This is a genomic window from Mesorhizobium sangaii (assembly GCF_014207355.1).
Classification (GTDB): Bacteria; Pseudomonadota; Alphaproteobacteria; order Rhizobiales; family Rhizobiaceae; genus Mesorhizobium; species Mesorhizobium sangaii.
This window is the reverse complement of sequence record NZ_JACHEF010000003.1, coordinates 536,586-550,553: the sequence shown is the minus strand read 5'-3', so window position 1 is coordinate 550,553 and position 13,968 is coordinate 536,586. Positions and strand designations below refer to the sequence as shown.

Here is a 13,968-nt window from a genome sequence, read left to right as displayed (position 1 = left end):
ACATGCATCAAAGACGTCGCTGACAGGTGACAATGTGTCGTCGACAGGCTATGGATGACGAGTCGAGGGCTCTTGCGAGTCCTACCTGTTTGCGGGAGAGAACAGCGAAAGCTGTCGCCGAAGGGGAAATCGCCCGAAATCTCTCAGGCAAAAGAACCGTAGACGGGAAAGACACTCTGGAAAGTCGGGGCTTGCCCCCGCGCCGAAGGTGTAAGCGCCGCTGACAGAGTTCCGGTTGCGCGAGTCTCTCAGGCTTCAGACAGAGGGGCACGGACTGGTCGCCATTCGCGACCGATTGCGTGCGACTCTGGAGATGACATGACGGGCGACGACACCAAACACCTTCCCCTCGAAGATATCCATGTGGCCGCTGGTGCGCGCTTTGGCGCCTTTGCCGGCTGGTCGATGCCGCTGACCTATCCGGCCGGCGTCATGAAGGAGCATCTTCACACTCGCGAGCATGCCGGCCTCTTCGACATCTCGCATATGAAGCTGTTCGAGGTCAGTGGGCCGGAGGCGGTTGCGATGCTCAACCGCGCCTGTCCCCTGGATGCCGGCGCGCTCGAAGTCTCGCAGTCCAAACTATCCTTCTTCCTCAATGAGGCTGGCGGCATCCTGGACGACCTGATCGTCACCAGGCTGGGCGATATCAGGTTCATGGTGGTCGCCAACGCTGGCAACGCCGTGGCCGACGAAAAGCATTTGCGGGCGCTTGCCGCGGATTTTGACGCCAAGGTCGAACCACTCGACCGTGTCTTCCTGGCCATCCAGGGCCCTGAAGCCTGGGCCGCCCTTTCCCGCGCCGGCATCGAGACCGGCTCGCTGCTGTTCATGCATGGTGTCGAGCCTCGGCAGAACTGGTTCATGAGCCGCTCCGGCTATACCGGCGAGGACGGTTTCGAGATCGGCCTGCCGGAGGCCGATGCGCGGGACCTCGTCGCCAAACTGCTCGGCGATGAGCGCGTGCTGTGGATCGGCCTTGCCGCACGCGACAGCTTGCGGCTGGAGGCCGGGCTCTGCCTGCATGGCCAGGACATCACGCCGGAGACCGACCCAGCCAGCGCCGGATTGATGTGGGCGATCCCAAAGGAGATCCGCGCTACCGGCGCCTTCATCGGCGCCGACGCCCTGCGCGCGGCCGTTGAGCGAGGACCCGCGCAAAAGCGGGTCGGGCTGAAGCCTGACGGCCGCCAGCCGGTGCGCGCCGGCGCCGCGCTCTTTGATGTCGACGGCAATCCCGCCGGCCATGTCACATCGGGCGGCTTCGGCCCCTCGGCCGGCCATCCGGTCGCCATGGGTTATGTTGCAACGCCACTGGGAAAGCCCGGCACTCGGGTTTTCGCCGATGTGCGCGGCACGAGGATCCCAGTCGATATCAATTCCCTGCCCTTCACACCGCATCGCTACCGCAAAGGATGAATTCGATGGCAACGACCTATTTCACCGAAGATCACGAATGGCTCCGTGTCGAGGGCGGCATCGCCACCGTCGGCATCACCGACTACGCCCAGGAGCAGCTCGGCGACCTCGTCTTCGTCGAACTGCCCGCGACGGGAAAGAAGCTGGCCAAGGGCGATACCGCCGTGGTGGTCGAATCCGTCAAGGCGGCCTCCGACGTCTATGCGCCCGTCGACGGCGAAATCACCGAGGCCAACGGCACGCTGTCGTCGGACCCGTCGCTGGTCAATTCGGCGGCAACCGGCGCCGGCTGGCTGTGGAAGATGAAGCTCGCCGACGAAAGCCAGCTCGCCGGCCTCATGGATGAGGCCGCCTACAAAGCCCATATCGGTTGACATCAGGACCTCGACACATGACCGCAGCACCCTACCCCTTCATGGCCCGCCACATCGGCCCCGGCGTCAACGACACCAGAGCGATGCTCGCCGTCATCGGCGTTCCCTCGATCGAGACGCTGATCAGCCAGGCCGTGCCGAGATCGATCCGCCTCGACCAGCCGCTCGCCTTGCCAGCTCCGGCCAGCGAAGCGGAAGCGCTCGCCGAACTGTCGGCGATCATGGCGAAAAATACGGTGCTGAAGAGCTTCATCGGCGCCGGCTACCACGGCGTCCACGTGCCTCCGGTCATCCAGCGCAACCTGTTCGAGAACCCGGCCTGGTACACGGCCTACACGCCCTACCAGGCCGAGATCAGCCAGGGCCGGCTCGAAATGCTGTTCAATTTCCAGACACTGGTCGCCGAACTGACCGGCCTGCCGGTGGCGTCGGCCTCGCTGCTCGATGAAGCAACGGCGGTCGCCGAAGCGGTCGGCATCGCCTTGCGGCACCACCGCAACAAGCGCACCAAGGTGGCGCTTGCCGGCACGCCGCATCCGCAGACGCTGGACGTGGTACGCACCCGCGCCGAACCGCTCGGCATTGAGATCGATGGCGAGGCGATCGACGACAACACCGCCGCGCTGCTTGTCTCCTGGCCGGACACGTTCGGCGTCTACGGCGACCACAAGGCAGCGATCGACAAGGCGCGCGCCACCGGCGCACTGGTCGTGTTCATCGCCGACCCGCTCGGCCTGACGCTGACCGACGCGCCGGCAAAGCTCGGCGCCGACATTGCCGTGGGACCGATGCAGCGCTTTGGCGTACCTATGGGCTTTGGCGGCCCGCACGCCGCCTATTGCGCCGTCGCCGACAGGCTGACGCGATTGATGCCCGGCCGCCTGGTCGGCCAGTCGACCGACAGCAAGGGTCGGCCCGGCTACCGGCTTGCCCTGCAGACACGCGAACAGCATATCCGCCGCGACAAGGCGACCTCCAACATCTGCACCGCACAGGCGCTGCTTGCCAACATGGCAACCGCCTACGCCATCTGGCACGGCCCCGCCGGGCTGCAGGCGATTGCCGGGCGCATCCACGCGCTGGCCAATCGTCTGGCACGCGGCCTTGAGGCGGCGGGCGTGTCGGTGATCGGCGCCAGCCGCTTCGATACCGTGACCGTGGAGACGAAGGGCAAGGCGGCGCAGATCGCCGCTGCGGCCGAAAAGACCGGCCGCCTGCTGCGCGTCATCGATGCCGACCGTGTCGGCATCAGCTTCGACGAGACCTCGACCGATGCCGATCTCGACGCAATTGCGGCATTGTTCGGTGCCAAGGCTGGTTCCTCGGCTGACAGCACGGTGCCCGGAAAACCGCGCGGCAAGGAATTCCTGACCCAGCCTGTGTTCCACGAGAACAAGTCGGAAACCGAGATGATGCGCTTCCTGCGCCGGCTGGCCGACAAGGATCTGGCGCTCGACCGTGCCATGATCCCGCTGGGATCCTGCACCATGAAGCTCAACGCCGCCGCCGAGATGATGCCGGTGAGTTGGCCAAGCGTTGCCAACCTGCATCCGTTCGCGCCGGCCAGCCATTCGGCCGGCTACCGAGCCATGGCCGGCGAACTGGAAGGCTGGCTGTCGGAGATCACCGGTTTCGACGCGGTCAGCCTGCAGCCCAATGCCGGCAGCCAGGGCGAGTATGCCGGATTGCTTGCCATCCGCGCCTATCATCGCTCGCGCGGCGAAGGCCATCGCACCATCTGCCTTATCCCATCGTCCGCGCATGGCACCAACCCGGCGAGTGCGGCGATGGTCGGCATGAGCGTCGTCGTCGTGCGCTGCTTGGAGGACGGCAATATCGACATGGACGATATGAGGGCCAAGGCCAATGAGCATTCCAAGAATCTCGCGGCGCTGATGTTCACCTATCCCTCGACGCATGGCGTGTATGAGGAAGGCGCGCGCCATCTCTGCGCCCTCATCCATGAGCATGGTGGACAGGTCTATTTCGACGGCGCCAACCTCAACGCCCTGGTCGGCCTCGCGCGCCCCGGCGACATCGGCGCCGATGTCTGCCACATGAACCTGCACAAGACCTTCTGCATTCCGCATGGCGGCGGCGGCCCAGGCGTCGGCCCGATCGGTGTGAGGGCGCACCTCAAGCCCTATCTACCGGGTCATGTCACCGAAGGCTCGGCGCATGCCGTGTCGGCCGCACCCTTCGGCAGTGCTTCCATCCTGCCGATCACCTGGATGTACATCCGCATGATGGGCGGTTCCGGCCTGAAGCAGGCGACCGAGACGGCGATCGTTTCGGCAAACTACGTGGCGACGCGGCTCGCACCGCACTTCCCGCTCCTCTACAAGGGCAGGCACGATCGCATTGCCCATGAGTGCATCCTGGACACGCGTGTGCTCAAGGAGAGCGCCGGCATCAGTGTCGACGATATCGCCAAGCGCCTGATCGACTATGGTTTCCATGCGCCGACCATGTCGTTTCCGGTCGCCGGCACGCTGATGGTGGAACCGACCGAGTCCGAGCCCAAGCGGGAACTCGACCGCTTCTGCGAGGCGATGATCGCCATCGCCGGAGAGGCAGCGAAAGTCGCCAAGGGCGAATGGCCTTTGGCCGACAATCCGTTGGTCAACGCACCGCACACCGCCGCCGAGGCGCTGGCCGGCCAGTGGACCCATCCCTATTCGCGCCTGGAGGCGGCCTATCCCGCCGGTGACGCGGACACGGCAGCAAAATACTGGCCGCCGGTGTCGCGTATCGACAATGTTGCAGGCGACCGCAACCTGGTCTGCTCCTGCCCGCCTCTGTCGGATTATCTGGGTGCGGCCGAATAATTACGCCGAGCGCAAGGCCGGCTCGACCGGTTCGGCCTTGCTCGTCTTTTTGCCGCTGATGACGCAATTTCGCCCGGCGCGCTTGGCGACATAGAGTGCTATGTCGGCCTCGGTCAGCACCTCGTCGAGGCTGCGGCCGTTGACCTCTCCAAAGCCGATGCCGCCGCTGACCGTGCTGCGCAACGGCCCGAGCGGGGTGGCAACGATTTCGGTACCGAAGGCAACGCCGATCTTGCTGGCGAGGTCGTAGGCCCTTTCGTCCGTCATCCGCGACATGACGACGGCGAATTCCTCGCCGCCCAGGCGAAATGCGTCGACGCCAGTCCGGGCATATTTCTTGATAACCGCGGCGAAGCGGCACAGGACCTGATCACCGACCGGGTGACCGTAGACATCGTTCGTCCGCTTGAAATGGTCGAGGTCGAACATGACGACGGACATGAAGGGACCGAAACGCTTTTCGCCGTAGAGCGACATCAATCCCCGGCGGTTCATCAACCCGGTCAGCGGGTCGGTCATGGTCTCCGCCTTCAGCTCGATCTGCGCCTGCAGATGGTGGAGGGAGAGCGTCAAGGCGCCAAGCGCGGTCATGCAGGCCACCGCCACCACGGAGTTCAGCCGTTCGGCCCAGTTGTCGGGCGCGACCGCGAGCGTCCATTGCCCTCGGGCCAAGAGGACCATGCCGCAAAGCGCAAACGACACCGCACAGGTGCCGCTCAGAAACGAAACCACCAGCAGGATCCGGCGGTCATGGCTGCCGTTGATCCAGAACATGGCGCCGATCGCCGAGAGCAGCGCTGTCACCGTCGTGTAGGTAATGATGAAGCCGACACCATCGAGGCCGATGAAGGTCACCGCCGCACAAATAGCCATCGCGGCAAGCGTCGGTGCGACGGCACGCCTGTAACCGGGCACGCCGAGATACTGCATGGCCGACAGGCACATGATCAGGAATCCCAGGCTGAGCAGAACAAGCACGATCTGGCAGAGCAGTGGGTCGGGATCCTTGGTGTATCGCCAGAACAGGATCACATGCGCGACGAGCACCAGAATGCCGCACGCGACGGTCAGCACAAAGCCTGCCTTGGGCGCGGTGAGCCAGATCGCAAACATGGTGACACTGAGGCATGTGCCCGACAGCGCGGCTGCGAGCAGGAGCGAACTGAAGTCAAGCATGTTGGGCAAGTGCCTCTTGAGCGTCGGCGGTTGCACTGCATTCTAGGTCAGCGGTAGCCCTCGGATACGGGTTTTCGGCCGGTCTTCCGAGGCAACCTGCGCATAGGGTTTACAAAGCGTCCATGGCCTGTGTCCCGAAACAGCACCCTAGAGCATGATCCGGCTCCAGGACGCGACGACCAGATCAACCCTTGTTCAAGAGCGCGAGATTGGCGTTGACGACCGTCGGATCCGCCATGCCGGCCCGCGCTTCGAGCAGCAGCGCCTTGGCCTTCTTGCGATTGCCACGCAACAGTTGCGAATAGCCCATGTTGTTGACGATCTGCGGCTTGCGGCCGGCGACTTTCAAAAGCTGGTCGTAGGCTCGGTCGGCGAAGTCGAAGCGGCCAAGTTCGTCATAGGAAGCGGCGAGCCCCATCCAGGCTTCGGCATTGTCGGCCTTCAACTCGACGGCCTTGCGGAAGTGCTGTTCGGCGAGTCCATAATTGGCGTCGCGAAATTGCGCCTTGCCTTGCGCCAGTTCGGAAGTGTCGATGGCCTTTGCCGCCGGTTGGATGGCGGTGGTCTTGGTGGTGTCGACGCCACTCGTCGTACAACCAGACATCATCAAGACGACCGCTATCGCGGCCATTGCCGTGAAATTACTGTGACGCATGCCCCTGCCTCATCGCCCGATTTGCCGGGTCGTTCTTCAGGAAACACATTACAGGAAAGGCGATTAAACTTCGGTGCCGAAACACGCTCAAAATTAAGCTTTGGGCACACCAGCCATTAACCACGAGGCGCAGACCAAAGGACCTTGACCAGGCCGTGTGCAAGACACGACTTGGACCGACTTTCGTGGAGCCGCTCCCTAGCGCTCCGTCATCATTTTGACGATGATCGGGATGACGGCGATCATCAGCACCACCGGCAGGATACACACCGTCACCGGCACCGACATCTTGGCCGGTAGGGCGTGCGCCTTTTCCTCGGCCAGCGACATGCGCTTGTGGCGCATTTCATCGGAAAAGACGCGTAGCGCTCCAGACAGGCTGGTGCCGAGTTCCTTCGACTGCTGCAGCAGCGTGGCGAAGGAACGCACCTCGTCCAGGCTAAGGCGGTCGGCAAGCGCCTTCAGCGCATCGTCGAGGCTGCGCCCTGCCCTTAGTTCGAGCGACACAAGCTGCAGGTTCTGGCTGAGCGCGGGATAGGTCTTGGCGAGTTCCTTGGAAACGCGCTCGATGCCGGCCTCCATGCTCATGCCAGCATCCGAGCAAACGATCATCAGGTCCATGAAATCGGGAAACCCGTTGCGATATTCGCGCCGCTTTTCCCGCACCTTCTGGCTCAGCACCAGGCCAGGCAGGAAGTAGCCGGCCGCTCCCGACAGGATGACGAACGTCCACCGACTGGCCATCGTCGCGTCTGGGCTGGCCATCCACTGGTTGAGCACAAAGACACCGATGGCCGTGCCGATCATCGCGATGAACCGGACGAGGAAAAACATGCCGACGGCGCGCGGCTCCATGTAGCCCGCCTGGATGAGCGTCATACGCAGCCGGGCGACATTTTCCGGATCGCTCTTGGCATAGAATTCCTGCGCCCTCTTCACCGCCTTCTCGCGCACGATGCTGGTATTCTTCTTCGGCACCGGCTCGGGCTTCGCGGCCACCGGACCGTGATCCACCTTGAGCCGGCGCATGACGTCGTTGCGGTCGCCCTTCGCCGCCACCATCGGCCAGGCCACCGCGACGGCGCCAACAGCCAGCAACAGGATGGCTACCGGCATCAACGAGTTCGGCGCAAGCGAGGCCAGGAATTCGATGAAGGCTTGCATGTCAGAACCTGAAATTCGACATCTTGAACATCATCAGATTGCCCAGCATCAGCCAAGCGACCGAGCCGCCAATCAGGTACCAGGTCAGCGGCTCACCCCAGACGTTGCGGTAGAAGGCTGGCATCAGTGCCATGATGGCGGCAAACAACAGCGCCGGTATCGCCGTCAGAATGTAGGCCGACATGCGGCCTTCGGTCGAAATGGCGCGCACCTTGCGGCGCAGCTTGCCACGCTCGCGGATCGTCAACGCCAGGCCGTCGAGGATCTCGCGCAGATTACCGCCCGAACTGCTCTGGATCGAGACGGCGGTGACGAACAGCGGCAGGTCCTCATGGCCGACCCGGTCGAACAGCGAGTTCAAGGCCGAAACCAGGTCCGATCCATAGGTCACCTCGTCGGCGATGACGCCGAATTCGCTGCCGATCGGGTCGGGCATCTCGCGCGCCACCATGGCGATCGCCACCGGCACCGGATGGCCGGCCTTCAGGCCACGCGTGATCAGTTCCAGTGCCTCCGGCAGTTGCGCGCCGAACCGCTTCAGACGGCGGCCGCGTTTGAAGCGCAGCGTCATTACCGGCAGTATCGGCACAAGCATGACAAACAGGACGAGCCCGAGCAGCGGCGGCAAGCCGTACCACATGGCTGCCAGTGCCGCTGCGAATGCCACGCCGCAGGTGGTCATCACGAATTTCGGCAGCGGCATGACCATGCCAGACTGGGTTCGCAAGGCGCGGAACCGTTCCGGCGAGAACAGCGACGTACCCGCGTCAAGGCCGCGCTCCTTGCGCAGTTGCACAAGCACTTGCTCCTGGCTGATGGTGTTTTCCTGCAGTTTCATGCGCCTGTTGATGGCGGTGCGCTTGTCGCTGCGGCCGGCGTAAAGCAGGTAGCAGGCCTCGGCGATCAGGATGCCGGTAAGTGCTGCCGCGGCATAGACGACATAGATCGCGCTGAGCCCGTCGAACACTGGCTACTCCTGCGGCCGGCCGGGTTCGAAGTATCGCCCGGGGAACTCGATGCCCATGGCGCGCAGATCCTCGAGAAAACGCGGCCGAATGCCGGTCGCCTCGTAGTGGCCGAGGATCTTGCCGTCGGCGTCCATGCCGGTGCGCACGAAGCGGAAAATCTCCTGCATCTGGATGACATCGCCTTCCATGCCGGTCACCTCGGCGACGCTGGTCACCTTGCGCTTGCCGTCGGACAGGCGCGTCAGTTGCACGATAAGGTCGAGCGCGCTGGCGATCTGGCTACGGATCGACTGCACCGTCATCGGCATGCCGGTCATGCCAAGCATCTGCTCGAGCCGGGAAATGGCGTCGCGCGGCGTGTTGGCATGGATGGTCGCCATCGATCCTTCGTGGCCGGTGTTCATCGCCTGCAGCATGTCGAAAGCCTCCTCGCCGCGGCACTCGCCGAGGATGACGCGGTCGGGGCGCATGCGCAGCGCGTTCTTGACCAGATCGCGCTGCTTCAGTTCGCCATTGCCCTCGATGTTGGCTGGGCGCGTCTCCATGCGAGCGACATGCGGCTGCTGCAGCTGCAGTTCGGCCGCGTCCTCGATGGTGATCAGCCGCTCATCTTCCGGGATGAAAGCCGACAACGCATTGAGCATGGTCGTCTTGCCGGTGCCTGTGCCGCCCGAAATGATCGTCGTTTTGCGGGCATGCACGGCCGCCGCCAGCACCTCGGCCATGTTCTGGGTGATGGCGCCGAACTCGACCAGCTTGTGCAGGCCGAGCTTGTTCTTGGAGAACTTGCGGATCGACACCAGCGGCCCGTCGACCGCAACCGGGCGGATGGCCGCGTTGAAACGCGAGCCGTCCAGCATGCGCGCGTCGACCATCGGCTGCGATTCGTCGACACGGCGGCCGACCGCGGCGACGATCTTGTTGACGATGCGCAGCAGATGCGCCTCGTCCTTGAACGGAATATGGACGGGCTGCAGCTTGCCCTTCTTTTCGACAAAGCAGTTCTGGTGGCCGTTGATCAGGATGTCGTTGATGTCGGGATCCTTGAGCAACGGCTCCAGCGGACCGAGGCCGACCATCTCGTCGACGATGTCGTCGACCAGCGCGTCAAGCTCGACTGTGTTGATCGCCATCCGCTCTTGCTTGGTCTTTTCCGACACGAAATCAAATACTTGCCGGCGCATCTCATCCTTGGGCAAACGCTCCAGCGCGACAAGGTTGATCTCCTCGAGCAGCAGCCGGTGGATACGAACGCGCGCATCGAGCACCTTGTTGGCGTTCTTTGCCGGTGCGGCTTCCGGCTTTGCCGTCAAAGCCTTTCTGTTCGTCGGAATGACGACGGGATGATGCGCGACTGGCATCGGCTCGGCAGCGCGCTGCGGACGCGCATCGCGGTTCTGCAGGGTAGAAAAGCGACTGGTCATCCGGCCTTCCTCTTCAGCAATCCCCGGCCCATGCCAAACAGCGAGCGCGATTTCGCCCGCGGTTGGACTGCTTCCTCCGGCAGGATGATCTTCTTCAGATCGTTGACGACATTGGCGTTCGGGTCGATCTCGTGCAGCGGCACGCCGCGGTCGACCGCCTCGCGCACCAGCCGGTAGTTGTTGGCAATGCCGCCGACGAAATGCTCGCCGAGGATTTCCTGCACGTCCGCCTGCTTGATGCCGTTGTCGAACATCTTTTGCTCGAAACGGTTGACGATGACGTTGGGCTTCACTTCCTTGCCGGCCGTTTCGTAGACCGCCTGGATCAGGCGCTGCGTGTGGCGCAGGCACGGCACCGTCATTTCGGCGACGATGTAGAGTTTGTTGGAACCGAGCAGCACCGTCTCCGTCCACGGAAACCAGGTGCGCGGCATGTCGATGACGACATTGTCGAAATAAGCCGAAACGAGGTCCAGCATCCGCACCACGACATCGGTCTTGAACGAGCGCATTTCCGCTGGATGCGTCGGCGCCGCCAGCACGCATAGCCCGCTGGCATGCTTCGACAGCATCACGTCGAGCAGTTGCCGGTCGAGGCGTTCGGGCTGGTTCTCGATCTCGGTGATGTCGAAACGCGGTTCGAGGTCGAGATATTCGGCACAGGCGCCCTGCTGGAAGTTGAGGTCGACCACGCAAGTCGACGCGCCGCGCGCCACCGAGTGATGCAGCTGGAAGGCGGTCTGCAGCGCCAGCGTCGTGGTGCCGACGCCGCCGGCGGCCGGCATGAAGGTGTAGATCTGCGACTCGGTGTTTTCCTCGCGCCCGGGCCCTTGCAGAGCCCGCACGACGGAGCGTACCAGGTCGGCGGTGGTGATCGGCTTGACCAGGAAATCCGCGACCTTGAGCTGCACCAGGATGCGCACCGCGGCGGCATTGAACTCCTGGGTGACGACGACGACCGGCACCTTGTCCTCCAGCCGGCGCATGATGCGCTGCAGCGACTCGACCTCCTCCAGCCTTGCCGCATCCATGTCGACGATGATGGCGCCGAAATCGGCTTCCTGGATCTCGCCGCGCAGCTCCGTGACATTCTTTTCCACTGTCGACAGCTGGATGACTTCGGAGGCGGCGAATGCAGTCCGCGTGTCCTGCACAAAGGTCCTGTCGGTCGATACGAGCAGGATCTTCCTGGTCTTGATGCCGTTTGCCATTCTGTCAGCCTGTCCGGTCGCCGCCTGTTGGATCAGTTGCCTGTCGTGGATTGCGACGCCTTCGCGCCGGCCGCCTGATCGGGAGTGATGGCCACCGCGTCGCCGCGCTGGGCTGGAACGAGAAGTTTTGTGTTCTGGACACCGTATTTCCAGGGATCGACCATCTGCATGACGGTGTCGGCGGCTTGCGCATTGCCAGCGGCCGGCGTCACCCCTTCGGTGCGCACATAGTCGTCGCTGGTGCAGCCGGCGGCGAAGCCGGCCAGCAGCAAGGCGATGCTCGATCTCGAGACCAGACGCATGGTTTCAGTCCTTCGGCAGGTCAAGGAAATGCCCGACCGTGGTTACGGCAGCCGGTTGCGCGACTGTGCCGCCGGCCATTGCCAACGCGCGATTGGTGTCGGAGGTCTTCACTTCGTCGGTGTTGTTGAGAAAATAGTCGGCGTTGCTGGCCGCCTGCGTACCGTCGGTCGGCACGATTAGTTTCTTCGACGGATCGACCGGCTTGACCAGATAGGGCGTGACGATCATGACCAGGTCGGTCTCGCGCCGCTGATAGGATTTCGACGAAAACAGCGCCCCAAGCACCGGCATTTTGCCAAGCCCGGGAATGCGCGACGTGGTGATGTCGTTTTGCGACTGCAGCAATCCGGCGATCATGAAGCTCTGGCCATTCTTCAGGTCGACCGACGTCCTGGCGCGGCGCACGATGAAGCCGGGCACCGATATGCTGCCGATATTGTAGGAGGCCGACGCGTCGATCGAAGAGACTTCCGGCGCGATGTCCAGACTGACCAACCCGTCCTTCAGCACCGTCGGCGTGAAATCCAGGCTGACGCCGTATTTCTTGTAGGTGACCGAAATCTTGCCGTTGTCCTCGGAGACCGGGATCGGAAATTCGCCGCCGGCGAGAAAGCTTGCCGTCTGGCCGGAACGGGCGATCAGGTTCGGTTCGGCCAACCGGCGGGCCAGGCCGCGCTCTTCCAGCGCCTTGATGGCGATATCGATCGACACACCGTTCGACAGCAACCGGCCGATGATCTCGCCGGTCCCGGCCCCCGGCAGGGTACCCGGATCGATGGTGACGTCGCGCCCGCCGAGGCCGTAGGCGAAATTGGCGCTGTATTTGGCGCCGAGATCCTGACCTGCCTGGCGGTTGATCTCGACGAAGCGGACGTTGAGCTGGACTTGCTGCGACGACGAGATGTTGACCGAGTTGATCACCTCCTCGGCGCCGGAAAAACGCGTCGCGATCTTGTTTGCCTTTTCGGCGGCGACCGCGTCATCAGCCTCGCCCGACAGCACGACACGGCCATTGGCCGAGCCGACCTTGATCCTGGCGTCCGGCACGCTGGCGCGGATGGTGCTGGCCAGTTGGTCGGTGTCGAGCGTCACCTCGATGTCGACGGTGCCGACAAGCTGCTTCTTCTCATTGAACAGCGCGATGCCGGTGGTGCCGAGGTTGTTGCCGAGCACGTAGAAGGATTTGTCTGTCAGCGGATTGACGTTGGCGATCTCCGGATCGCCGATGACGATCTGGTAGAAAGCGGCGCTGGTCATGATCGTCTTCGGCTTGCCCTTGGCCACCTTGATCGACGCATTCTTGGTCGTCGACACATAGACTATGTCGTTGTCGGCCCTTGCCGAGGTGCCGAAGGCCAGCATCGCTGCGGCAGCCAGTAAAGCCGCCACAGCCACGGTGCGCAACACGCGCAACCGTCCCATGACCCGATATGTAATCAGCCCGAACATTGTCCCGTCCCTCACCCAGTCCCCACTGGTTTCTATTTCTGGTCCGGCGAATCCGGCGAAGGAACCTGGTATTCCTCTGCCTTCGTGCCGCGTGTCACGATGACCGTCTTGAATTTCGGTTTCTCCGGCTCTTTCGCCACGGCATTGAACAACGAACTGGCCGCGGCCTGCACGTTGGAGGCGACCGATCCGCCGAACGAAGAGATGGTGGTGACGCCGTTCTTGCCGTCACCGCCATCGCTGGAGGAGCGCAACGACAGCGACAGCGTGCCGACGGTGCGGGCAAGCGCCACTTTCTTGGCGCCTTCTGTCGTCACCTCGATGGTCACCGAATTGGCGATCTGCGGCGTCGTCTGGCGCTCGTCGGCGCCCTGCCCGACGCTCAGCACCTTGGCATCGGAGACGACAATCTCGGAGGTGATGGTCGAACCGGCGGCGCCTTGCGCGTTCTTGGCCACCTCCTGGATCTCGCCGGCATCGCGCGTCAGCACGACGTCGACCCGGTCGCCCGGCGTGACGAAGCCGCCGACACCGGCAATCTCGTCGGTACGGATGGTCACCGCCCGCATTCCGGCCGTCAGCATGTTGGAGAGCGTCGCGCGGCCATTTGGCCCCGACAGCTTGGTGAGCAGCACCGGCTCGTTGACCTCGATGGGCGTCAGCACCACGCGATTGCCATCGCCAAGCAATCCATCGATGGTCGGGAAGGCGCCCTGCGGCAGGGAATCCTGCGGCCAGGGAATCTCACTGAGCTTCGTGCGGTCGAGCTCCATGCCATAGCGCAAGGGGGCATTGGCCACCACGATGGTCTTGAACTCGATCTTGGGTGCAACTGGCGCGGGGATCGACGCCGTCTTCGCTTCGCTATCTGCCCTGGCCTGGCTCTTGACCCAGAAATCCGCGGCAAAGATCGATATCGCGCCAAAAACGGCGGCGATGCCGATCATCGATATGGCCTTGCCCCTCACGCCCGAAACCCCTGATACCCGCAGTTTCT

12 protein-coding genes and 1 riboswitch are annotated in these 13,968 nt (G+C 63.4%); of the genes, 3 read left to right on the top strand and 9 right to left on the bottom strand.

The window, feature by feature from the left end:
- Nucleotides 1–82 precede the first annotated feature (82 nt).
- Nucleotides 83–169, top strand: a riboswitch (glycine riboswitch).
- 149 nt (nucleotides 170–318) lie between these two features.
- From gcvT to gcvP, 3 genes are read left to right on the top strand one after another with little or no spacing between them, the layout of a single operon-like run.
- Complete coding sequence (gene gcvT, locus HNQ71_RS17790) at nucleotides 319–1,419, top strand: glycine cleavage system aminomethyltransferase GcvT (RefSeq protein ID WP_184873876.1); 1,101 nt, start codon at nucleotides 319–321, stop codon at nucleotides 1,417–1,419.
- A 5-nt stretch (nucleotides 1,420–1,424) separates the two neighbouring features.
- Nucleotides 1,425–1,793, top strand: coding sequence for a glycine cleavage system protein GcvH (gene gcvH / locus HNQ71_RS17785; protein WP_184873874.1), 369 nt, complete (start codon nucleotides 1,425–1,427; stop codon nucleotides 1,791–1,793).
- Nucleotides 1,794–1,810: 17 nt separating this feature from the next.
- Entirely contained in the window at nucleotides 1,811–4,621 is a 2,811-nt protein-coding gene (gene gcvP / locus HNQ71_RS17780; RefSeq protein ID WP_184873872.1) for an aminomethyl-transferring glycine dehydrogenase, read from the top strand.
- Here gcvP and HNQ71_RS17775 read toward each other — a convergent pair whose 3' ends face one another.
- The 9 genes from HNQ71_RS17775 to cpaB all read right to left on the bottom strand — a co-directional run bounded on the left by HNQ71_RS17775 (nucleotide 4,622) and on the right by cpaB (nucleotide 13,939).
- Nucleotides 4,622–5,797 carry a GGDEF domain-containing protein gene (locus HNQ71_RS17775; RefSeq protein WP_184873870.1) on the bottom strand — a complete coding sequence of 392 codons (1,176 nt, stop codon included), beginning with the start codon at nucleotides 5,795–5,797 and terminating at the stop codon, nucleotides 4,622–4,624.
- A 184-nt stretch (nucleotides 5,798–5,981) separates the two neighbouring features.
- Nucleotides 5,982–6,452: a tetratricopeptide repeat protein gene (locus HNQ71_RS17770; RefSeq protein WP_184873868.1), complete on the bottom strand. Its 471-nt coding sequence runs from the start codon at nucleotides 6,450–6,452 to the stop codon at nucleotides 5,982–5,984.
- Nucleotides 6,453–6,650: 198 nt separating this feature from the next.
- Nucleotides 6,651–7,616, bottom strand: coding sequence for a type II secretion system F family protein (locus tag HNQ71_RS17765; protein ID WP_184873866.1), 966 nt, complete (start codon nucleotides 7,614–7,616; stop codon nucleotides 6,651–6,653).
- Between the two features lies 1 nt (nucleotide 7,617).
- Nucleotides 7,618–8,583 carry a type II secretion system F family protein gene (locus HNQ71_RS35690; RefSeq protein WP_184873864.1) on the bottom strand — a complete coding sequence of 322 codons (966 nt, stop codon included), beginning with the start codon at nucleotides 8,581–8,583 and terminating at the stop codon, nucleotides 7,618–7,620.
- Between the two features lie 3 nt (nucleotides 8,584–8,586).
- Entirely contained in the window at nucleotides 8,587–10,008 is a 1,422-nt protein-coding gene (locus tag HNQ71_RS17755) for a TadA family conjugal transfer-associated ATPase (RefSeq protein ID WP_184873862.1), read from the bottom strand.
- Nucleotides 10,005–11,219, bottom strand: a complete 1,215-nt coding sequence (locus HNQ71_RS17750; RefSeq protein WP_184873860.1) for a CpaE/TadZ family protein — start codon at nucleotides 11,217–11,219, stop codon at nucleotides 10,005–10,007. The genes HNQ71_RS17755 and HNQ71_RS17750 overlap by 4 nt, the downstream gene beginning before the upstream one ends.
- A gap of 32 nt (nucleotides 11,220–11,251) precedes the next feature.
- The gene (locus HNQ71_RS17745) at nucleotides 11,252–11,521 is read right to left on the bottom strand and encodes a hypothetical protein (RefSeq protein WP_184873858.1); all 270 of its coding nucleotides are present in this window, start codon (nucleotides 11,519–11,521) and stop codon (nucleotides 11,252–11,254) included.
- Between the two features lie 4 nt (nucleotides 11,522–11,525).
- The gene (locus tag HNQ71_RS17740; protein WP_425492247.1) at nucleotides 11,526–12,944 is read right to left on the bottom strand and encodes a type II and III secretion system protein family protein; all 1,419 of its coding nucleotides are present in this window, start codon (nucleotides 12,942–12,944) and stop codon (nucleotides 11,526–11,528) included.
- Nucleotides 12,945–13,003: 59 nt separating this feature from the next.
- Entirely contained in the window at nucleotides 13,004–13,939 is a 936-nt protein-coding gene (cpaB, locus tag HNQ71_RS17735) for a Flp pilus assembly protein CpaB (protein WP_343068179.1), read from the bottom strand.
- Nucleotides 13,940–13,968 lie beyond the last annotated feature (29 nt).